At 45.9% G+C, this 21,763-nt stretch carries 15 protein-coding genes; 10 read left to right on the top strand and 5 right to left on the bottom strand.

Annotated features, from left to right (window positions below):
* Positions 1 to 9 precede the first annotated feature (9 nt).
* The 5 genes from LNL84_RS03925 to tldD are packed head-to-tail and all read left to right on the top strand — an operon-like array spanning position 10 to position 8,261.
* Positions 10 to 576, top strand: a complete 567-nt coding sequence (locus LNL84_RS03925) for a Maf family protein (RefSeq protein ID WP_244355359.1) — start codon at positions 10 to 12, stop codon at positions 574 to 576.
* Positions 577 to 591: 15 nt separating this feature from the next.
* Positions 592 to 2,061 (top strand): ribonuclease G, encoded by a 1,470-nt coding sequence (rng, locus tag LNL84_RS03920; protein ID WP_244355358.1) that lies wholly within the window; start codon positions 592 to 594, stop codon positions 2,059 to 2,061.
* Between the two features lie 10 nt (positions 2,062 to 2,071).
* Positions 2,072 to 5,959 (top strand): YhdP family protein, encoded by a 3,888-nt coding sequence (locus tag LNL84_RS03915; RefSeq protein ID WP_244355357.1) that lies wholly within the window; start codon positions 2,072 to 2,074, stop codon positions 5,957 to 5,959.
* A gap of 7 nt (positions 5,960 to 5,966) precedes the next feature.
* Positions 5,967 to 6,797: a carbon-nitrogen hydrolase family protein gene (locus LNL84_RS03910; protein WP_244355356.1), complete on the top strand. Its 831-nt coding sequence runs from the start codon at positions 5,967 to 5,969 to the stop codon at positions 6,795 to 6,797.
* A 24-nt stretch (positions 6,798 to 6,821) separates the two neighbouring features.
* A complete protein-coding gene (tldD, locus tag LNL84_RS03905; RefSeq protein WP_244355355.1) occupies positions 6,822 to 8,261 on the top strand; it encodes a metalloprotease TldD in 1,440 nt (479 codons plus the stop codon).
* A 65-nt stretch (positions 8,262 to 8,326) separates the two neighbouring features.
* Here the strand turns inward: tldD and LNL84_RS03900 are convergent, their stop codons facing one another.
* Positions 8,327 to 9,700 carry a PhoH family protein gene (locus LNL84_RS03900; RefSeq protein WP_244355354.1) on the bottom strand — a complete coding sequence of 458 codons (1,374 nt, stop codon included), beginning with the start codon at positions 9,698 to 9,700 and terminating at the stop codon, positions 8,327 to 8,329.
* A 512-nt stretch (positions 9,701 to 10,212) separates the two neighbouring features.
* Here LNL84_RS03900 and rapA point away from each other — a divergent pair.
* The 3 genes from rapA (at position 10,213) to LNL84_RS03885 (ending at position 14,955) form a co-directional block, all read left to right on the top strand.
* On the top strand, positions 10,213 to 13,122 hold the full coding sequence (rapA, locus tag LNL84_RS03895) for an RNA polymerase-associated protein RapA (RefSeq protein ID WP_244355353.1): 2,910 nt from the start codon (positions 10,213 to 10,215) through the stop codon (positions 13,120 to 13,122).
* 68 nt (positions 13,123 to 13,190) lie between these two features.
* The gene (rluA, locus tag LNL84_RS03890; RefSeq protein ID WP_244355352.1) at positions 13,191 to 13,928 is read left to right on the top strand and encodes a bifunctional tRNA pseudouridine(32) synthase/23S rRNA pseudouridine(746) synthase RluA; all 738 of its coding nucleotides are present in this window, start codon (positions 13,191 to 13,193) and stop codon (positions 13,926 to 13,928) included.
* Positions 13,929 to 13,992: 64 nt separating this feature from the next.
* On the top strand, positions 13,993 to 14,955 hold the full coding sequence (locus tag LNL84_RS03885; protein WP_244355351.1) for a D-2-hydroxyacid dehydrogenase: 963 nt from the start codon (positions 13,993 to 13,995) through the stop codon (positions 14,953 to 14,955).
* A 31-nt stretch (positions 14,956 to 14,986) separates the two neighbouring features.
* Here the strand turns inward: LNL84_RS03885 and LNL84_RS03880 are convergent, their stop codons facing one another.
* From LNL84_RS03880 to argR, 4 genes are all read right to left on the bottom strand, one after another.
* Positions 14,987 to 15,427 (bottom strand): universal stress protein, encoded by a 441-nt coding sequence (locus LNL84_RS03880; protein WP_244355350.1) that lies wholly within the window; start codon positions 15,425 to 15,427, stop codon positions 14,987 to 14,989.
* Between the two features lie 96 nt (positions 15,428 to 15,523).
* Positions 15,524 to 18,103 (bottom strand): TRAP transporter permease, encoded by a 2,580-nt coding sequence (locus tag LNL84_RS03875; RefSeq protein WP_244355349.1) that lies wholly within the window; start codon positions 18,101 to 18,103, stop codon positions 15,524 to 15,526.
* 279 nt (positions 18,104 to 18,382) lie between these two features.
* Entirely contained in the window at positions 18,383 to 19,351 is a 969-nt protein-coding gene (locus tag LNL84_RS03870) for a TAXI family TRAP transporter solute-binding subunit (protein WP_244355348.1), read from the bottom strand.
* A gap of 338 nt (positions 19,352 to 19,689) precedes the next feature.
* Positions 19,690 to 20,160, bottom strand: coding sequence for a transcriptional regulator ArgR (gene argR / locus LNL84_RS03865; RefSeq protein ID WP_244355347.1), 471 nt, complete (start codon positions 20,158 to 20,160; stop codon positions 19,690 to 19,692).
* Positions 20,161 to 20,496: 336 nt separating this feature from the next.
* On the opposite strand from argR, the gene mdh reads away from it, so the two are divergent.
* Both mdh and LNL84_RS03855 read left to right on the top strand, forming a co-directional pair.
* Positions 20,497 to 21,432, top strand: coding sequence for a malate dehydrogenase (gene mdh, locus LNL84_RS03860; protein ID WP_244355346.1), 936 nt, complete (start codon positions 20,497 to 20,499; stop codon positions 21,430 to 21,432).
* A 130-nt stretch (positions 21,433 to 21,562) separates the two neighbouring features.
* Positions 21,563 to 21,754, top strand: a complete 192-nt coding sequence (locus LNL84_RS03855; protein ID WP_244355345.1) for a hypothetical protein — start codon at positions 21,563 to 21,565, stop codon at positions 21,752 to 21,754.
* The last annotated feature ends 9 nt before the right edge of the window (positions 21,755 to 21,763 follow it).

Here is a 21,763-nt window from a genome sequence, read left to right as displayed (position 1 = left end):
TCATTAACGATGAGTTTAATTTTGGCATCAACGTCGCCAAGACGTAAAGAATTGCTGGCGCAATTGGGCGTTGAGTTTGATTGTGTTGCCCCTGACATTGAAGAGGCGCAGCAAAGTGGAGAGACTCCGGAACAATACGTACTTCGCTTGGCTAAAGATAAATCGCGCACAGGGCTTAATTTAGGCTCCTCGGATAGCGATGTATCTCTAGGCTCGGATACGGTTGTTGTATGTGATGGCGTGGTATTGGAAAAGCCAATTGATTACGCCGATGCCCGTCGAATGCTCTCAATGTTGTCTGGGCGTCAACACCAAGTGATGACGGCCGTTGCGGTTACATCAAAGAATAAGCAGAGTTCGGTCGTGGTCACGACAAACGTATGGTTTAAACCCCTTAGCCAACAAGAAATAGAACGATATTGGCAGTCAAAGGAACCATGCGATAAAGCGGGAAGTTACGGTATTCAAGGGATAGGTGGGCGTTTTGTGACTCGCATTGAAGGTAGCTACCATGCAGTCGTTGGCCTTCCCCTATATGAAACCGACCAGCTCTTGCGTGAATTTAATAACGAATAGAATTGAGGTGCGCCAATGAGCGTGGAGTTGCTGATAAACGTAACACCGAGTGAGACTCGTGTTGCGATGATTGAGGGCGGGATCCTTCAAGAAGTTCATATTGAACGAGAAGCCAAACGAGGCATTGTTGGCAATATTTACAAAGGGCGAGTGAGCCGAGTTTTACCGGGTATGCAGGCCGCTTTTGTCGACATCGGCTTGGAGAAAGCCGCGTTTCTTCACGCTTCTGATATTGTTCCTCATACCGAATGCGTAGCGGAAAATGAAAAACAGCAGTTTCAGGTGCGAGATATTTCAGAGCTAGTACGACAAGGCCAGGATATTGTCGTTCAAGTTGTCAAAGACCCTTTAGGTACGAAAGGCGCCAGACTGACAACTGATATTACGTTGCCATCCCGATATTTAGTTTTCATGCCCGGAGCAAGCCATGTTGGGGTGTCTCAGCGTATTGACAGCGAAGATGAACGCAATCGCTTAAAGAAGGTGGTTGCGGACTATTGTGATGAACATGGCGGGTTTATTATTCGTACCGCTGCAGAAGGATCCGATGAAAAAGAGTTGGCTCAAGATGCTGCTTTTCTAAAGCGCTTATGGTCTAAGGTGATCGAGCGTCGTGCAAAAAACAAACCTCGAACAGCGTTGTACGGTGAACTGGGGCTTGCCCCAAGAATTCTACGCGATTTTGTTGGCACTGAACTTACCCGTATTCAGGTTGACTCACGACTAGTGTTCGAAAATCTAAAAGAGTTTACCTCGGAATTTGTTCCAGAATTGACGGACAAACTCGAGTTATACGAAGGTGATAAGCCTATCTTTGATATGTATGACACCGAAAACGAAGTTCAACGCTCATTAGAGCGCAAAGTGGAACTTAAGTCCGGTGGTTATCTGATCATCGACCAAACAGAAGCGATGACCACCGTCGATATTAATACGGGCGCTTTTGTTGGCCGTCGCAATCTCGAAGAAACTATCTTTAATACCAACGTCGAAGCGACTCAAGCGATTGCGCGTCAATTACGACTGCGTAATTTGGGTGGCATTATCATCATCGACTTTATTGATATGATGTCGGAAGAACATCGTGCACGTGTGTTAGCTTCGTTAGAATCGGCGCTAGAGAAAGATCGTGTTAAAACCAATATCAATGGCTTCACTCAATTGGGTCTGGTTGAAATGACTCGCAAAAGAACCCGTGAAAGTATTGAACATGTTCTATGTAGTGGTTGTCCAACTTGTGAAGGGCGTGGCTCAGTGAAGACGGTGGAAACTGTGTGTTATGAGATCCTCAGGGAAATTACACGGGTTAATCGTGCTTACGATGCTGACAAGTTTGTCGTTTATGCTGCGCCTGCAGTCGCTGAAACCTTGGAAGGTGATGAGTCTCATGCTCTGGCAGAACTTGAAGTGTTTATTGGTAAGCAAGTACGAATTCAAGCTGAGCCTCTCTATATCCAAGAGCAGTTTGATGTCGTCATGATGTAATGAGTTATTTGTGAGTCCGCACGTTACCCGTTTTGTTCGTATCATTTTATGGATGCTGTTGACCGTTTTGGTGTTGTTAGCCACGACGGTCACTGCGTTACGTATTACTTTACCCCAGTTAAATCGTGTTCAATCTGAAATAGTGACTTGGGTTAATGATGCTTCTGGCCTGCAGTTCACTGTGCAAGATGTTCATGGCTTTTGGCGCAATACCCACCCTTCACTGTCGTTAAAAAACGTTGAGGCCGTTTTTCCAGAAGAGCCAGACACGCGCTTTGTTATTGACAATATTGAAGTTGAATTTGATCTGATTCAAACCATAGTGCAAAGAGAGCCCGTTGTGGCCGATCTGGTCATCAATGGTATGATCCTCGACATCCGTAGCGTCGATTTACTCCCGAGATTAGACACTCAGTCGACGCCATCATCCGGTGGGGCGAGCAGTGGGGGCGAGCAACTCGTCAGCAAGCTGGATACCTTGCTACTGAGACAGCTAGACCGCTTTGCTATCACAAAATCCACGATCATCTATCGTTCCATTTCTTCCGACATACGTCAGCTGGATATCGAAAAACTACGTTGGCGCAACCAACAAGAGCGACATTTGGCTGAAGGTGTTGTGTCCATCGCTGATGCAAACCTTAATGCGCTTTCAGTACGTGCAGACTTTATCGACCATGGTTCACTTGCCAGTGTGAGTGGTGATTTTTATGTAAGTGCATCGCATGTATCGGTCAAACCCTGGTTGACCAATGAAATCCGTAATCAGACTGGAATTGATGGCGGGTTTGCCAGTTTCAATAGCTGGCTCACCTTAGATAAAAGCACCGCTACCGAAGCGTCTATTGAACTGTTGCCCTCGGAGCTGACGTGGAATAAAGGGAAGCCGCATGATCTCGTGCTGGAATCTGGATTTGTTCAGCTGTTACCTTCTGAGTCAGGCTGGCAGATCAACGGCCATGAATTTCAATTGCGTAGTAATGAAGTCGAATGGCCAGAGCTCGACTTTGCGCTATTGTGGAATCGCAACAATCAATGGCAACTTAATGTTTCACAACTTGATGTAGAAGCTCTGCGACCTCTTGCTGAGCTTGCACCGGACGATACCGCGACCCAGTGGTTAGAAAGGCTCAATTTTGGAGGTCGGATTGAAGACATTCGTGCATCGCAATTGGCTGGTACAGACTCATTTAAATATTCTGCGACCTTTAGTCAGCTCTCAATGGCTCAGTGGAAGCTGCTGCCGGAATTTCACAATTTGTCAGGTACGGTGTCAGGTAGCTTAGAGCAAGCCACAGCTCGCTTAAATATGATCGATGATCGCTTGCCGTATGGAGATGTGTTCCAAGCTCCATTAGTGATTAAGCAAGGCCAAGTAGACATCGTGTGGCAGAAGCTTAATGATAACGGTTGGTCGTTGTGGGCAGATAAGATCACCGTAGCGACGCCAGATTTGCAGGTGTTGGGGGCATTCCGCTTAGATTTTCCTAAAGACAAAAGCCCTTTTCTTTCTTTTTACGCTGAAGCGGATCTCCACAATGCTGGTGAGACCTGGCGTTATCTACCCACCTTGGCGTTGGGCCAGAATTTGACGGACTACCTCTCAGCCGCGTTACAAGGTGGCCGAGTGAATACCTCTAAGCTGTTGTGGTTTGGTCAGTTATCTGATTTTCCTTATCAAAGCAACAATGGAATGTTTCAGGCCTGGGTTGGCCTGAAAGATGCAAAATTCAGTTTTGCAACGGATTGGCCGCTGATTACCAATCTACAGCTCGACTTATTATTTCAAAATGACGCGATGCATCTAGACTCTCACGCTGCCGATTTGATGAACGTCAAAGCCAAAAGGATCACGGGGCGCATTCCTCGTTTAAGCTCATCTGGACATATAGAAATTGAGGCAAAAGCGACCGCAGACGGTGGCGACGTTCGTGACTATATGACCTCGTCACCATTGGTCGATTCTGTTGGAGCCGCGCTCACCGCTGTGCAAATTAGTGGTGATGTTGATGCCGATTTCCAGTTATACATCCCTTTTGCGAAGGACGAAAAAGAGGCTAGAGCTTGGGGCTACGCCGAGCTGACTGACAATCATGTTGAAATCAAAGCACCTCCGATGACGCTTGAAAACGTATCTGGACGAGTGGCGTTTGACAACGATGTGGTCAAAACTGCAGGTTTGTCTGGTGAGCTACTCAAACAACCGATCACTCTGGATTTTAGCGGTCAGAATGCAGGTAAAGGTTACGCTGTTAATATTGACGCCATTGGTGACTGGAATACTAAGCCTCTTATTCCCTACATCGGAGAGCGCTGGGTTAAGCGTGTTAAAGGACATGCACCTTGGCAGATGGGCATTGAACTACAACTGAATGACGTAGGCTTTACTTATCAGCTCGATCTCAATGCTAACTTTGCGACCTTGGTGAGTGAATATCCTTACCCATTAGCGAAGGGGTATGGCGATACCGGATTTGCGCGTCTGCAAGCCTCTGGTAACCAACAATCCATCACCGCTAGACTGCAATTGCCGTCGGTAAAGTATCAAACAGAGATTGATATTACCGGAGAGCAGCCTGTTCTTAAGGCGACCAACCTGGTATTGGGGAAAGGTGGGTTTAAGATTAGCCCAATCGTTGGCCACCACTTTCAGGTACGAACTGACAAATTTAACCTTGATGATTGGATGTCGATAGCCAAAGAGCCTGTAATTGGTCAAAAGGCGGTATTAGATGGTCTCAATACGCCCTCAATACCGCTGCCAGAAAGAGTGCGCTTAGACGTTAATGAACTTATGCTAGGTAGTATTGAATGGCATGATGTTGATTTTAACGCACGTAAAAAGAAAGGCTCTTGGCAGTTTGATGTTGATAGTCAAGAAGTCAAAGGTCAGGCGAACCTAAGTCATGACGATGAACTATTAGTATCGCTACAACGTCTGCATGTTTTTGTGCCTGATTGGGATGATACAGCCAATAGTGATGAATCCATTATTGCGGTAGATGATCCCAAAGCACCGCTGATCAGCGACTTTGAGAAGCAGTTTCACGCAATCGCGCCGGACACTAAATTTACCATCGACAACTTTTGGTTTCAGGGGTACAAAGTCGGCAAGATTGACATGGAAATGGCGCGCGAGCAAAACAGCCTGGTCTGGAAAAAGCTTCAGATTAAAAGTGGCACCAACCATATCGACTTAAATGGCCGTTGGACTCTAACGGACGACGACAGCGAAACCGAGGTTAAGCTGTTGGTAAAAGGTGAGAATAACAGTGATTTGATGGAGCGCTTTGGTATTACCTCTGGGATACAACGAGCGCCATTTAAACTTGAATCCTCACTGGCCTGGAAGGGCTCGCCCTGGAACATGCGCGTTGAAACCGTAAATGGTGAAATGAAAACCGAGTTGGGTAAAGGGGTTATTTCCGATGTCAGTGGCGCGGCACGCTTGCTGGGCCTATTCAGCCTCGATTCCATTATACGCAAAATGCAGCTCGATTTTACCGATGTCTTTGATAAGGGAATGGCGTTTAATTCCATCAAGGGGTCCGGAAAAATTCAAAATGGTGTTTTTCTCACTAATAATATAAAGATGGATGCGGTTGCTGGGGAAATGACCATTAAGGGACTGGGCGATCTTACTAAGCAGACAGTAGATGCTGAGGTCAATTTTGTTCCTGATATGACCTCCGGGATCCCGGTATTAACGGCGTTTGCGGTGACTCCTCAAACCGCACTGGTAGTATTGGCGGTAACCACGGTAATACAACCTGTGATTGAAGTTGTCACACAAGTTAATTATGAAGTGAAAGGGCCATTAGATTCACCAACCGTAAGGGAAATATCACGAAGTAAGGGTGAGTTTACATTGCCGGAAAATTACAGAGAGGATAAATAATCACCTTATGAGCACGGAACGCTTTGGAATTATTCAGATGACCTCTAGTGCCGATCCACAGTCGAATCTAGACTATATCGCGATGCAGTTGAAAACCTTATCTTCACAGGGTGTTCGCTGGGTTTTATTGCCTGAAAATGCAATTGTTTTTGGCAATAAACAAGATTATCACACCCAAGCGGAACCCTTGGGTAGTGGTGATAAGCAACGATGTTTAGCTGCTCTTTGCGTCGAACACAATCTCAACCTTATCGTGGGTAGTTTCCCTATCTTGCATCCGTCGCAACAGGTGACAACCACAACTTTGGTGTATGATTGCCACGGACAACGGCTAAATCACTATGACAAGTTGCATATGTTCGATGTTGATGTTGCCGATGGATTTAAGCGCTATCGTGAGTCAGAGACCTTTTTAGCGGGAGAGCATATTGCTGTGGTTCCCACGGATTTTGGTGCGATTGGTCTATCAATTTGTTACGATCTACGTTTTCCACAATTGTATGCGGCCCTGAGAAGTCAAGGGGCAAACGTCATTGTTGTGCCAGCTGCATTTACCGCAGTAACGGGAAAAGCTCACTGGGAAGTGCTATTGCGAGCCCGAGCGATAGAAACGCAATGTTGGATCATTGCAGCAAACCAAGGGGGCACTCACCCTTGCGGACGTGAAACTTGGGGGCATTCTATGGTGGTATCACCGTGGGGCGAAATCCAAGCCGAATTAGAACAAGCGCCCGGATTGTTGATTGCTGATGTCAATACCGAGATTGTCGATGAAGTGAGACAAGCTATGCCGGTCGCGCACCATATTCGATTCGAACAGAATCTCTCTTTTAAATAATTTGAATAGAATGAGTATAACCTTATGGAACGCATAGAAGACGCGCTACTAGGCCCATCTGGCCTTACCGAGCAAGATATTGAGGCGACATTAGCCAGCATAGCTACTCGTCAAATCGACTATGCCGATATCTATTTTCAGTCCAGTTGGCACGAATCATTAGTATTAGAAGATAGCATCATCAAAGATGGCTCTTTTAACATCGATCGTGGCGTTGGCGTACGTGCGGTCACTGGTGAGAAAACTGGCTTTGCATACTCAGACCAAATTCATTTGGAAGGGCTCACTCAAAGTGCTAATGCTGCCAGAGGTATTGCTCAGCAAGGGCAAAACGGTCAAGTACGTAGCCTAGCCAGACGCGATAATCAGGCTTTCTATCAAGCGGTTAATCCATTAGAAAGTTGGGAGAAACAACAAAAAACTGAGCTACTGAAACAGCTTGACGCCTATATTCGTACCAAAGAGCCATTAATCAAAGAAGTGAGCATCAGCATCAGCGGCGTATACGAACAAATGTTGGTTGCTGCGACCGATGGTACCTTTGCTGGAGACACGCGTCCTCTTGTTCGTTTGTCTATCAGCGTGTTGGCGCAAAAAGGAGAACGCCGCGAGCGAGGCAGTGCGGGTGGTGGTGGCCGGTTTGGTTACGATTTCTTCCTTAGTGACGACAATGGTCAAAAGGTGGCTTATCAATTTGCTGATGAGGCCATTCGACAAGCTCTGGTTAATTTAGAAGCCATAGCCGCACCAGCAGGCACCATGCCTGTTGTACTCGGTTCAGGTTGGCCTGGCGTGTTATTGCATGAAGCTGTGGGTCATGGCTTAGAGGGTGACTTTAACCGCAAAGACTCTTCAGTGTTTTCCGGAAAAGTAGGACAGAATGTCACCTCAGATTTGTGTACCATCGTTGATGACGGTACGTTGACCGATCTGCGTGGTTCACTCAATGTGGACGATGAAGGTGTTCCTGGACAATACAACACACTGATCGAAAAAGGCGTATTAAAGGGCTATCTGCAAGACAAACTGAATGCGCGTTTAATGGGCGTTAATCCAACTGGAAATGGCCGACGTGAGTCGTATGCGCATCTGCCGATGCCACGCATGACCAACACATACATGTTGCCAGGGGAGCATAGCCCAGAAGAGATTATCTCAACGGTTAAAAAAGGCATCTATGCACCGAATTTTGGTGGCGGACAAGTGGATATCACTTCGGGTAAGTTTGTTTTTTCTGCTTCTGAAGCTTACCTGATTGAAGATGGTAAAATCACCGCGCCAGTCAAAGGGGCGACTTTAATCGGTTCTGGTATTGACGCAATGCAACAGGTATCAATGGTGGGGAATGATTTAAGCCTTGATCGCGGTGTTGGTGTTTGTGGTAAAGCTGGACAAAGCGTTCCTGTGGGGGTTGGCCAACCAACACTGAAATTAGATGCCCTTACTGTTGGTGGCACGGATTAATCATAACAATGAAGGGAGCCATATCGACAATGGCTCCCTTCTTCCTTCAATTACGACTTCGATTTTTACAAATTCTCTTCTGCGAACTCTGCCAATCGGCTTCTCACTACACCGTTAAGGTGCACATTGACACTGCCTTCAAAGTTCTTAAAACGTTCGACCATATAAGTCAGGCCTGAGGTCACTGGCGTCAAATACGGCGAGTCGATTTGAGCAAGGTTACCCGAGCAAACTAATTTGGTTCCTTCACCGCAGCGCGTGATGATGGTTTTTATTTGTGAGGCTGTGAGGTTCTGACACTCATCGAGTAAAACAAAGGCATTTTGGATTGAACGCCCGCGCATAAAGTTAATCGATTTAAATTGAATGTTGGCTTTGTCACAAATGTACTTGAGAGATCCCTCTGTGCAGTGATCGTTTTTATGCAGCGCTTCTAAAGTATCGGTCACTGCCGCTAACCATGGCATCATTTTCTCTTCTTCACTCCCCGGCAGAAAGCCTATTGATTCCCCAATATCAGGGGTGTTGCGGGTCACGATGATTTTATCAAACATATTACGTTCAATAGTTTGCTCAAGTGCAGCAGCCATCGCCAGTAAGGTCTTGCCGCTGCCCGCTGCTCCCGTGAGGATAACTAGATCGATCTCAGGGTCGAGTAGCGCATCAAGGGCCATACCCTGATAAATATTTTTCGGTCGTATATCCCATGCGCCGCGATGACTCATACGTTCGCGACTGAGATCTTTTAGGGTCACTTTATGATCATTAACATCGACGACCCGGCCGGCAAAATCGCTTTCTTCATCGATAATATATTGATTTAAGTATGTAGGGTCGATGACTGAGCGTTCAAATTGATGGTAGGTTTTTCCTGCAAGAGTTTTACTGTTGACTTCCGGAACCTGACTCCAAAAGTCCCCTTGGCAACATTGAAAGCCTTTCGTGAGATATTGGACATCATCAATCAGTTGATCGGTGCGATAGTCTTCGACAAATCGCACCCCCGCGCCTTTGGCCCTTAAGCGCATATTGATGTCTTTGGTGATGAGGACTACGTCCCGCTTATGCTGTTCTTGCAAGTAAAGGACACCGTTAAGAATGCGGTTGTCACCCTCTTTATCGGCAAAAGCTTTAACGGTTTCTTGCAGAATATAGTCTGCCAAAATTGAAATGGTTCCTGTCGCCTCTTGGCTAGAGGGAAGGGGGATGCCTTGCGATATTTGCTCTGGCGTTGCATCATGAAAGAGATCTTCTAAGGCTCGAATTGCAACGCGAGCGTCACGTGCGACGTCTCTTTTACTGTCTTTAATTCGGTCAAGTTCTTCAAGTACCGTCATCGGAATGATGACGTCGTGTTCTTTAAATGAATAAATGGCAAATGGTTCATGAAGGAGGATATTGGTGTCTAGAACAAAATATTTACGATTGGCATCGCCCATAAAATCTCCTTGCCGAGTCCGGCGCTATTCCTTGAGAGGCTTGCTCGCAAAAAAAGCAGAAGAGAGTCAGTAGGCGGAGTCGCTGCTGGCTCTAAACGGGATTTTGTTCGAGTCAAACCTGCTTTGATTCCCTGTGGCCACGATTCATTTACTAAAGAATATTTACGACCACATTTTCATTATATGCGATAAATCAGAGGGATGAGTGACTAGCATTGTCAGGAAATCATTGCAATTTGATGTCAAGCGGTACAATCAAAAAAAAACAGCATATTTCACAGCAATTGGCGTGACCTAAATCACGCCTTAAAGTAAGATGAGCGACTTTTGATTGTCGCCCCATCAACCATTGTGGATATTGCAAAGAATAGCGCAGTGGATAGTCGGCAAACAATCGAATTAGCATCTAAAATTTACTCTACTCTGGCGGTGTGTTTAGCTCAGCTTTGGCATTAATGAGCCCACCGAATTACAGGCAGAAAGACATTCGAAACGGGTGAGGTAGTCGTTCTATGACATTTGCTTTAGGGCAACGCTGGATCAGCGATACGGAAAGTGATTTAGGTTTAGGTACAGTCGTCGCATTGGATGCGAGAACAGTGTCCATCATGTTTGCGGCATCGGAAGAGAATCGTGTTTACGCACGTACTGATGCACCCGTAACTCGAGTCATTTTTAATGTCGGAGATGTCATAGACAGCCAGGAAGGTTGGTCTTTGCTAGTTGAAGAGGTCCAGGAAAATCAAGGCATATTCAGTTACGTTGGTACTCGCCAAGATACCGAAGAAGCTGGAACTGTTCTGCGTGAGATTTTCTTAAGTAATCAAATTCGATTTAACAAGCCGCAAGATAAATTGTTTGCTGGTCAGATCGATCGCATGGACAACTTTGTGTTGCGTTACCGCGCCCTAAGTAATCAATACCAGCAGCACAAAAGCCCAATGCGTGGCTTATGTGGAATGCGAGCGGGTTTGATTCCACATCAATTGTTTATTGCTCACGAAGTAGGTCGCCGTTATGCGCCACGTGTATTGCTTGCCGATGAAGTCGGCTTAGGTAAAACCATTGAAGCGGGTATGATCATCCATCAACAAGTACTTTCGGGTCGCGCACAACGAATCTTAATTGTGGTGCCTGAAACATTGCAGCATCAGTGGTTGGTCGAAATGATGCGCCGCTTTAATCTGCATTTCTCAATCTTTGATGAAGAGCGCTGCATTGAAGCATTCGCTGAAGCTGACAACCCCTTTGATACTCAGCAATTTGTACTTTGCTCGTTGGACTTCTTACGCAAGAGCCGCAAGCGTTACGAGCAAGCTCTAGAGGGTGATTGGGATTTATTGGTGGTGGATGAGGCGCACCATCTTGAGTGGAGCCCAGAGAAACCAAGTCGTCAATATCAAGTTATCGAAGGCCTCGCTGAAAAAACACCCGGTGTGCTTCTTTTGACAGCCACACCTGAACAACTTGGCCGAGAGAGCCATTTTGCTCGTTTGCGTTTACTTGATGCCGATCGTTTCTTTGATTATGAAGCGTTTGTCAAAGAAGAAGAGCAATATGCGCCCGTTGCGGATGCGGTCACGGCACTCTTCTCGGGTGAACAGTTGGCTGATGATGCGAAAAATCAAATAACTGAATTGCTTTCCGAACAAGATGTAGAGCCACTGTTTAATGTACTGGAAAGCAGTGCTTCAGTTGATGAAAAAGCCTCAGCCAGACAAGAGTTGATTGACAACTTGATGGACCGTCATGGTACTGGACGTGTTTTATTTAGAAATACACGTGCGGCAATCAAAGGCTTTCCGACGCGCAACGTTAACTTGATCCCAATGCCTATACCTCAACAGTACACAACGTCTATTCGTGTTTCTGGCATGATTGGCGGTAAGATGGCACCAGAAGCGCGTGCCATGAAGATGCTGTACCCAGAAGAGATTTTCCAAGAATTTGAAGGGGATGAATCGAGCTGGTGGCAATTCGACTCCCGTGTGAACTGGCTTATCGACAAAATTAAAGTCAAGCGTAGCGATAAGATTCTGGTTATTGCTTCACGTGCAAATACCGCGCTGCAATTAGAGCAAGCCCTGCGTGAGCGTGAAGGTATCCGCGCTACCGTTTTCCATGAAGGCATGTCGATTCTTGAGCGAGATAAAGCCGCAGCGTATTTTGCCCAAGAAGAAGGGGGAGCACAGGTACTGATTTGTAGTGAAATCGGCTCAGAAGGACGTAATTTCCAATTTGCTAATCAATTAGTGATGTTTGATTTGCCCTTCAACCCAGACTTACTTGAGCAGCGTATTGGTCGCCTCGACCGTATTGGACAGCTGCGTGATATTGATGTTCATGTGCCTTACCTTGAGGGAACGTCGCAAGCGATCTTGGCTCGTTGGTTTGATGAAGGCCTCAATGCGTTTGCGGAAACCTGCCCAACAGGACGCATGGTTTACGACCGCTACCAAGAGGCGATTATTGCTATGCTGGCCTCTGGAGATACGACTGAGCTTGACGAGGTGATTGAAGGATCTCGTCAATATAACCAATTACTAAGGCACGAACTGGAGCAAGGTCGTGATCGCTTGTTAGAAATGCACTCTAATGGCGGAGAAGCAGCACAACAGATCGTTGAAACAATTTCGGCCAGTGATGGTGACACCAACCTGGTGACTTTTGCCCTAAGCCTATTTGATACCATTGGTCTTAATCAAGATGACAAAGGCGAAAACGCACTCGTGGTGACGCCATCCGAACATATGATGGTCCCAAGCTATCCTGGGCTTCCATACGAAGGCGCTACGATTACGTTTGACCGTGAGACCGCATTATCACGCGAAGATATGCACTTTATCAGCTGGGAACACCCAATGATCCAAGGTGGCATTGATTTAGTCATGAGCGAAGGCGTGGGAGCGTGTGCGGTTTCTCTTCTTAAAAATAAAGCTCTGCCTGTCGGTACTATTCTGCTTGAGCTCATCTATGCGGTTGATGCACAGGCACCAAAGCAAAGTGGTATCAGTCGCTTCTTACCAGCAACACCCATTCGCATGATGATGGATGCTCGTGGCAATGACCTGTCTGCTCAAGTGGAGTTTGAAAGTTTTAACCGCCAACTCAGCCCAGTTAATCGTCATTTGGCGAGTAAATTAGTGGCATCGGTTCAAGCCGATGTGCATCGTCTTATTGAAGCGGGCAGCAGCGCAGTAGAAGATAAAGTGACAGTGGTTCGAGAACAGGCACACAAAGCGATGTACAGCAGCTTAAATGGGGAGTTGGAGCGCCTGCAAGCGCTTAAAGCTGTGAACCCTAACATACGTGATGAAGAGATCGATGCCATTGAGTCTCAAATTAAGGAGCTCGATGGTTATATTAATAAGGCTCAGGTTCAGCTCGACTCGTTGCGCTTAATTGTGGTGAGCCACAACTAATCATCCCCCCCAAAAAAAGGCGTAGTGTGTGCTGCGCCTTTTTGATTTTTAAAGCGGTAGTAATTTATATGGCGATGCTCAGCTATACCCCCCCAACGGACCCCTGGATAGAAATCGTCTTCGAAGATGACCATATGCTGGCGGTCAACAAACCATCGGGCTTACTCTCGGTCCCGGGAAGAGCTGTAGAACATTACGACAGCATGTGGAGCCGTTTACACGAACAATACCCGGATATTCAAGTGGTTCATCGTCTTGATATGTCCACCTCTGGGTTGATGTTATTGGCAAAACACAAAGAAGCAGAGCGCTCTCTAAAAAAACAGTTCCAATATCGCTTAACCCATAAAATCTACTATGCAAACGTGTGGGGCAAACCAGAAAAAGCAGAAGGCATGATTGACCTGCCGCTGATTTGTGACTGGCCAAACAGGCCGAGACAGAAAGTGTGTTTCGAGCATGGAAAGCCATCACAAACCTACTACCAGGTGGTAAAATCACAAGGTAATACCAGTATTGTGCGACTTTTTCCAATCACGGGACGCTCACATCAACTTCGTGTTCACATGCTGGCGCTCGGGCACCCTATTGTTGGTGATGAGTTTTATGCACATGATCAGGCAAGAGACTTTTCTGATAGATTAGAACTGCACGCTTCTGAAATGGCATTCTATCACCCAGAGAGCGAAGCATTGAGTTCTATTTTTATTCCTTGTGACTTTTTTCCAGAAGCTCAGGAAATGGTGATCCAGCACTTTGACCCTGAATTGAAATTACCAGATTATAAGACATTACCTAAACAGTAAGGCAGCGCTCGGGCTCTACCCTGATCGGCGGTTGCCTTGATGGGCTTGAAAAGCAGGAGAGCTTATGACCGCAGTAAAAGTGGTATTTCTTGATAGAGATACCATCCCTAGCCATATTTCCATCCCTGACCTAGCGTTTCCTCACCAATGGGTGAGCTATCCGGAATCCCAACCAGAAACGGTTGCAGAACGTATTCGTGATGCGGACATCGTGATCAGCAATAAAGTGGCATTGACGAGCGATTTACTAGCCCAGGCACCTAACGTCAAGCACATTGCTGTCGCCGCAACTGGGGTCAATAATGTGGATCTAGATTATTGCCAACAGCAAGGCATCAGTGTTTCTAACATTCGTGGCTACGCCAACCAGTCGGTACCCGAACACGTGATAGGCTTGCTGTTCACCTTAATGCGTAGTATTCCTGCTTATCATCAGGATATTCGAGCGGGAGAATGGCAAAGGCAAAATAAATTCTGCTTCTTTACTCACCCGATTAGAGATATTGCTGGCGCAACGCTTGGTATTGTCGGCGGTGGTACGTTAGGGCAAGCGACGGCGAAATTAGCGAAAGCGATAGGAATGAACGTCGTATTTTCTGAGCGAAAATTCGCCGTCACTTGCCGTGAGGGATACATGCCCTTTTCACAGGTTCTTGAACAAAGCGATGCTATCGCGCTACTTTGTCCGCTGACGGAACAAACGCACCACCTTATTGACGAACAAGAGTTAAAGTTAATGAAATCTACCTCGGTTTTAATTAACACCGGGCGCGGTGGCTTGGTCAACGAGAGCGCCTTGGTAGAGGCGTTGAAATCAGGAGATATCGCGGCGGCAGGTGTCGATGTTTTTACGCAAGAGCCAGCTGATATCAATAACCCCCTAATTGCCCACATGGACTTAGCGAACTTGATATTGACGCCACATGTTGCTTGGGGGAGTGATTCCTCGATCAGTACCTTGTGTGAGATCCTCGTTGCGAATATCGAGGCGTATGTTAATGGAGAGGCGTATTATCAGGTGGTGTAAAAAAAGGTGGCTTAGCCACCTTTTTTGAGTGTTAGTCAGATTGTGGTTTGACTACCAGTACATTGATTCGCGAATTCTGCACCACTTTGCTTGCAACGGAGCCGAGAACCACCTTATCGATTTTTGAGCGCTTGTGGCTTGGTATAACGATAAGATCCGCGCCGAGACGTTCGGCGTATTCCAAAATCGTCGTATACGGTTTACCTTCAGCTACATGCACTTTGTAAATGATCTCGTCATCGATGTGTTGATTGGCAAAGAATTCCAATTGTGCTTTTACATCTTGCTTCATTTGATTGGCGGCATCTTTTGGAAAGTATGTAGCGACCATCGACATATGGATACCAGGTAGTACATTAAGCAAGTGCACTTCAGCATTGGAGTGCTTGGCGTGCCAAACGGCAATTTCTACCGCTTTATCTGAGAACCCTTTGTCATTGAGGTCTACTGGAACAAGGATCTGTTTATACATGAATCATCTCTTTTGTCTTAGCCACGTATGGCACTATTTTATCCTTTCCAATGGGCAACGTGATTGAATATGGTGCTTCAATCACGTTGTGCAGTACTAGGCGCTAATGTTTTCTTTTCGCGCACGGCGTTTTTGATTCAGTGCCATCAACACGAGAATTAAAATGGCAGGGATAAACGCCCACTCTTTCATCGGTCTATCAGCATCTTGTATTATCGACTTGATCTCCCAATCAAAGTCTAGTCCAGATGCTTCTGCCGGGCTACCAAACTCAACCATATCAATGATCATTTTGTTGTCATTTTGGACCAACATTAAGCCCATTGAGGCAATCCTTTCCTCTGGTCCAACGGCATTATCATCAAATGGTAATCGAACGGTTTTCTCGACATAGTTCCCTTCAAGTGTCTCACCGCCCACTCGAAGTTCTATGGATTGTCCGACATTCAGGCTTTCAGTGATTTGCGCTATCTCAACTCCGGGTGAAAGAACTTTGGCTGGATAGATCATATCCCACCAAAAACCGGGTCTAAAGAAGGTAAAGGTCAGTACAAGAAGTAGTACCGTTTCCCACCATTTATTTTTTGTAAACCACCAACCTTGAGTCGCAGCAGAGAAAATAAGCATCGCAATAATCGCTGAAATGACAGTAAGCGCAAGGTGCCACCAAGAATCAATGCCCATCATAAGTAGCTGAGTATTGAAGATGAACATAAATGGTAATATTGCAGTACGGATATCGTAAGTAAAACCTTGAATACCTGTACGAATAGGATCGGACTTAGCAATGGCTGCGGCGGCAAAAGCGGCCAAACCAACAGGTGGAGTATCATCAGCCAAAATCCCGAAATAGAACACAAATAGGTGAACGGCTATCAATGGGATGATCAAACCGTGAGCAGCACCGAGCGTGACAATAACAGGAGCCATCAAGGTTGAGACAACAATGTAGTTTGCTGTGGTGGGTAAGCCCATACCCAGCACCAAACTGATAATGGCAGTAAACAGCAACATGAGTAAAATGTTACCGCCGGAGATAAACTCGACAAAGTCAGTCATGACAAGACCGATACCGGTCAAAGTGACCACTCCGACAACAGTGCCTGCCGCAGCCGTCGCTACACCGATACCGATCATATTGCGAGCGCCAGAGACTAAGCTCTCAGCCAAATCTACAAAGCCTTGTTTCGCCTGCTCTTTGACGTTATTTGCTTTGCTAAGCAGTGCAATTAAAGGACGTTGAGTTAACAGAATGAAGATCATGAACACCGTCGCCCAAAATGCCGAGAGTCCAGGAGAAAAGCGTTCCACTGTTAGACACCAGACCAACACAACGATAGGCAACAAGAAGTGCAGGCCAGACTTAATCGTTGGGCCGGGATCCGGTACTTCAGTCAGCTCAGCATCAATTTCCATTTTGCCTTCGTCAGCGTATTTAGCGGAAATGCGAAGTAGAGCTAAATAAACAATTAGCAAAGCGACGGTCACAATGGGTGTAGCAGCCGCACCAAAGACGTCTTTAGTCCAGCCGACGCCGTAGTAAACCAACGCACTGATAATGCATAGGCCAAGAATGGTGCCAGTAAAAGACAATAAGCTTTGTACTATGGTAGGTGTGTGGCGTCTTGGTAATCCAGTCATCCCTGCCTTGCACGCTTCCAAGTGAACAATGTAGATAAGCGCAATGTAAGAGATAAGTGCAGGTAGTAGGGCTGCCTTAATAACTTCAACGTAGGATATACCCACATATTCCACCATAAGAAAGGCAGCGGCGCCCATGATCGGAGGCGTTAATTGCCCATTGGTCGAAGCTGCAACTTCTACTGCACCAGCTTTAGTACCAGGAAAGCCAACTCGCTTCATTAATGGAATGGTGAACGTACCGGTTGTTACCACGTTGGCGATAGAAGAGCCCGATACTAGGCCAGATAATCCAGAAGCGACAACGGCTGCTTTTGCTGGTCCGCCACGCATATGACCGAGCAAAGAGAAAGCAACTTTAATAAAGTATGCACCAGCGCCAGCGCGTTCTAGCATGGCCCCGAACAATACAAACAAGAATACAAAAGAGGTTGATACGCCGAGAGCGACACCAAATACGCCTTCCGTGGTCAACCATAAATGCGACATTGCCTTATTTAAGCTCGCGCCTTTATGGGCAATTACGTCAGGCATATGTGGCCCGCCGAACGTATAAAGCAAAAAGACAGCAGCAACGACCATTAGAGGTGGTCCTAGTGCTCTTCGGGTCGCTTCCAATAACAGCAGCATGCCGATCACTGCAATGACGATATCTGGTGCGGTAGGTGCACCAGAGCGTCCAGCAAGTTGGGTGTAAAAAAGATAGATATAGGCGGCAGAAAAACTGCCCGCCAGAGCCAAAACCCAATCCACTAGAGGAATGTGATCGCGAGGTGAGCCTTTCATCGCTGGATAGGCTGTGAAGGCCAGAAAAATCGCAAAAGTAAGATGAATTGAGCGAGCTTCGGTATCGTTAAGTACCGCAAAGTTAAAAATAAAAGGGAGCGGTGATGCGTACCACAGTTGAAATAGCGACCAGCAAAGCGGTACAAGCCAAAGAATTTTACCAGGAATGCCTCTTGGGTTTCTAGCACCCGTGTCCGATTGTGCGACCATTTCCTGCACATCTTGAGACGGTGTTGATGTCTGCGTCATGTACTTGTCCTTTATGATTCATGCGAAAATATTGTTGTTATCGCGAGCATGAATAGTAAATAGCGTCTAGATAGTGTAGCTAAACCAGAAGCAGTTACTTATTTATCGTTGTAATTAGATACTGAAAATGACGGGTCGTTAATTAAATAACCCAAGTTTTTCAAGCCCGTAGAGGGTTTGAACGCTGCATTGCAAAACAATGCAGCGTTAGGAACCACGTGGTGATCGTGGATCTACTGGAGAACCGAACTGCGAGCGGTGGTCTGCTCTTAGTGGTTGTTATTTAAGAAGGCCAACTTCTTTGAAGTATTTCTCTGCGCCAGGGTGCAATGGAATAGAAAGACCTGCTTGTACCATGTCTTCTTTACGAAGGTTAGCAAACGCTGGGTGCAAACGCTTAAAGGTGTCAAAGTTCTCGAACACTGCTTTTGCAACATTGTACGCAATGTCATCTGAAACGTCAGAGGTGGTAACCATAGTGGCAGCTACACCAAAGCTGTTTGTATCTTGCTCGGTACCGCGATACATGCCAGCTGGAACGTTGCTGAATGCATAGTATGGGTTGCCTGTAACAATTTTATCGATCTCTGGACCCGTTGCTGATACCAGTTTTGCATCACAAGACGTCGTAGCTTCTTTAATAGAACCGTTTGGATGGCCAACCACATAGACAAACGCGTCAATTTTGTTGTCACATAGAGCTTGTGAACGCTCAGAACCTTTGAGTTCAGACGCCAGTTTAAAGTCGTCGTTCGTCCAACCCATCGCATCCATAATCACGCCCATAGTTGCGCGATCACCTGAACCTGGGTTACCAATGTTTACTCGTTTGCCTTTTAGATCGGTGACATTGTTAATACCAGCGTCAGAGCGAGCAATGATGTTGAATGGTTCGGTATGCAAAGAGAACATCGCACGAAGCTTTTTGTAAGGACCTTGATCGGCAAATTTACTTGTGCCGTTGTAACCGTGATATTGCCAGTCAGACTGCACGATACCAAAGTCTAATTCACTTGCACGGATGGTATTAACGTTGTAGATAGAACCACCAGTCGATTCTACAGAACAACGGATGTCGTGATCTTTACGACCTTTGTTGACCAGTTTACAGATTGCACCACCTGTTGGGTAATAGACCCCCGTAACAGAACCTGTGCCGATAGTGATAAATTCTTGAGCACTTACAGCGCCAGCTCCCATTACTGCAGCAGCAATTGCCCCGATTTTTATAAGCTTCTTAAATGCCATGAATGTTCCTTCCTTATTCATTATGAGCCTGAGTTAAATATAGTGCTTACTCAGGAAGTTCCTGTATGGAATTGGCATCTTTTTCAATCCATATGTTGAAAAAGCGGCGCAATCATACCAAATAAAATGGAAGATAATTATAGTTTTGTTAATCAAAACAGGTTTATTCACTATTTTGTTAACAGTTGATGACGTGTCACATAGTTGGTGCTTATGAATTAAATCAATAGGTTACTGTGCAATACAAGAAATGATGCCACTTCCTTAAGATGTGACACAGATCACGAAGCGTGGTGCTTCGTGATAGGAAGGAATCAATAGAAAAAAGTAGCGGTTTTTTAGCCAGCGTATTCGAAAAGCTCGCAGACTGAGTCGAACAGATCCTTAGTGGAGATCGATAACGTTGGGGTAATGAAAATCGTATCATCCCCTGCGACAACACCAAGAATACCTTCAGATTTTCCTAGAGAGTCAAGTAGGCGTGCGATGAGTTGTGCCGCGCCAGGGCCTGTGTGAATAACCACGATGGCATTATTATGATCAATGTCGAGGACCAGCTCGCGTAATGAACTTGAAGCGGTGGGAACACCAAGCTCAGCAGGTAAGCAATAAACCATTTCCATTTTAGCGTTTCGAGTACGAACTGCGCCAAATTTTGTCAACATTCGTGACACTTTCGATTGGTTTATATTTTCGAAGCCTTCGAGCTTCAAAGCGTCGACAATTTCACCTTGGGAGCCAAATCGCTCTTCTTTTAGTAAGGCTTTAAAGGCACGAACTAAGCTGTCTTGTTTCTCTGTATTACGCATAGTTGTCTCTTGAATTTTAATGCAAGCGTCTAGTTTTATATCTTGCCATACATTGGTGTGCATGACCAAATTATCCATGGTTTATGTTGAGAATATCACTTTCAAGAATAACAGAAGTTAATGGTTTAACACCCTAAATACTAAGGCAAAAAGTGCAGTTATTCTCCTGGTGTGGCATGCTAAGTCAGTAGCACGTAATTTACCAATTGCGCAACCTCGCAAAGCTGAGGTTATTTGATTGTAATCAGAATGTGATTACTATAGTTTTTTAATAATTCGATTACAAATCACTATACAAAACTATTAAAAAGAGACTTACTCTCAAGGAGAACCACCATGAAAGTAGCTGTTATTGGTGCCGCAGGTGGCATCGGTCAAGCCCTAGCCCTATTATTGAAAAACCGCCTTCCTGCGGGATCTGATTTAGCCCTTTATGATATCGCCCCTGTTACCCCTGGAGTGGCCGCTGATCTTAGCCACATCCCAACGCCTGTTTCTATCAAAGGTTACGCAGGTGAAGATCCAACACCGGCACTTGAAGGTGCTGATGTGGTGTTGGTCTCTGCGGGTGTTGCTCGTAAACCAGGTATGGATCGCTCGGATCTATTTAATGTTAATGCGGGAATTGTGAAATCACTGGCTGAGAAAATCGCCGTGGTCTGTCCTAAAGCCTGTGTTGGTATTATTACTAACCCTGTCAATACGACAGTCGCTATTGCAGCTGAGGTTCTTAAGAAGGCGGGTGTTTACGATAAGCGTCGTTTGTTCGGCGTGACTACGCTGGATGTGATTCGTTCTGAAACGTTTGTTGCCGATCTGAAAGATAAAGATCCAGGTGATATCCGCGTTCCTGTTATCGGTGGTCACTCGGGAGTCACCATCCTTCCTCTACTTTCTCAAGTTGAAGGCGTTGAGTTTACCGCTGAGGAAGTGGAAGCATTGACCAAGCGTATTCAAAATGCAGGTACTGAAGTTGTAGAAGCGAAAGCGGGTGGTGGCTCTGCAACGTTATCTATGGGGCAAGCAGCATGTCGCTTTGGTCTGGCTCTTGTTAAGGGCCTACAAGGTGAAGAAGGTGTGATCGAATGTGCTTATGTCGAAGGTGATGGTGAACATGCACAGTTCTTCGCGCAACCTGTTAAGTTAGGTAAAGAGGGCGCTGAAGCCATCTTACCTTACGGTGAAATCAGCGAATATGAAAAGCAAGCGTTGGATGGCATGTTAGATACACTAAAAGGTGATATCGAGATTGGTATCGAATTTGCGGGCTAAGCGTTAGTCGAATTCTGCTACTTGATATACAAAGCCGGTCTTATTAGATCGGCTTTTTTGATCCTATGCTTAGATCGTAGCGTAAACCCATTAGGTCATTAGGTCATTAGATAAATAGAGAGGGCTGGCAATGGAATTCAAAGATGTGTCAAAAGGAATGTGGGTAGAGTCTGTCCACGGCATAGGCAAAGTGCTAGTTGTGGACGAAGCTTCACAATCGGTATTAGTAGAGCAGTTAGTTCATGAAGAACAATGGGCATTGAGTGTCGACGAAATATCAGAGGACCCTCAATTACACAATGGCTGTGATCAATACTACTAAGCGGAATGA

This window comes from Vibrio gelatinilyticus, from assembly GCF_022836845.1.
Lineage (GTDB): Bacteria > Pseudomonadota > Gammaproteobacteria > Enterobacterales > Vibrionaceae > Vibrio > Vibrio gelatinilyticus.
Note: the sequence above shows the minus strand (reverse complement) of the source record. Positions and strands in the feature narration are given on the sequence as shown.

Coding starts and splice junctions, on each gene's coding strand:
- LNL84_RS03870 (WP_244355348.1), bottom strand. CDS start 19,351: ATGGCATTTAAGAAGCTTATAAAAATCGGGGCAATTGCTGCTGCAGTA.
- LNL84_RS03910 (WP_244355356.1), top strand. CDS start 5,967: ATGAGCACGGAACGCTTTGGAATTATTCAGATGACCTCTAGTGCCGAT.
- tldD (WP_244355355.1), top strand. CDS start 6,822: ATGGAACGCATAGAAGACGCGCTACTAGGCCCATCTGGCCTTACCGAG.
- LNL84_RS03885 (WP_244355351.1), top strand. CDS start 13,993: ATGACCGCAGTAAAAGTGGTATTTCTTGATAGAGATACCATCCCTAGC.
- LNL84_RS03925 (WP_244355359.1), top strand. CDS start 10: ATGAGTTTAATTTTGGCATCAACGTCGCCAAGACGTAAAGAATTGCTG.
- LNL84_RS03900 (WP_244355354.1), bottom strand. CDS start 9,700: ATGGGCGATGCCAATCGTAAATATTTTGTTCTAGACACCAATATCCTC.
- LNL84_RS03880 (WP_244355350.1), bottom strand. CDS start 15,427: ATGTATAAACAGATCCTTGTTCCAGTAGACCTCAATGACAAAGGGTTC.
- LNL84_RS03875 (WP_244355349.1), bottom strand. CDS start 18,103: ATGACGCAGACATCAACACCGTCTCAAGATGTGCAGGAAATGGTCGCA.
- rapA (WP_244355353.1), top strand. CDS start 10,213: ATGACATTTGCTTTAGGGCAACGCTGGATCAGCGATACGGAAAGTGAT.
- rluA (WP_244355352.1), top strand. CDS start 13,191: ATGGCGATGCTCAGCTATACCCCCCCAACGGACCCCTGGATAGAAATC.
- LNL84_RS03855 (WP_244355345.1), top strand. CDS start 21,563: ATGGAATTCAAAGATGTGTCAAAAGGAATGTGGGTAGAGTCTGTCCAC.
- mdh (WP_244355346.1), top strand. CDS start 20,497: ATGAAAGTAGCTGTTATTGGTGCCGCAGGTGGCATCGGTCAAGCCCTA.
- rng (WP_244355358.1), top strand. CDS start 592: ATGAGCGTGGAGTTGCTGATAAACGTAACACCGAGTGAGACTCGTGTT.
- argR (WP_244355347.1), bottom strand. CDS start 20,160: ATGCGTAATACAGAGAAACAAGACAGCTTAGTTCGTGCCTTTAAAGCC.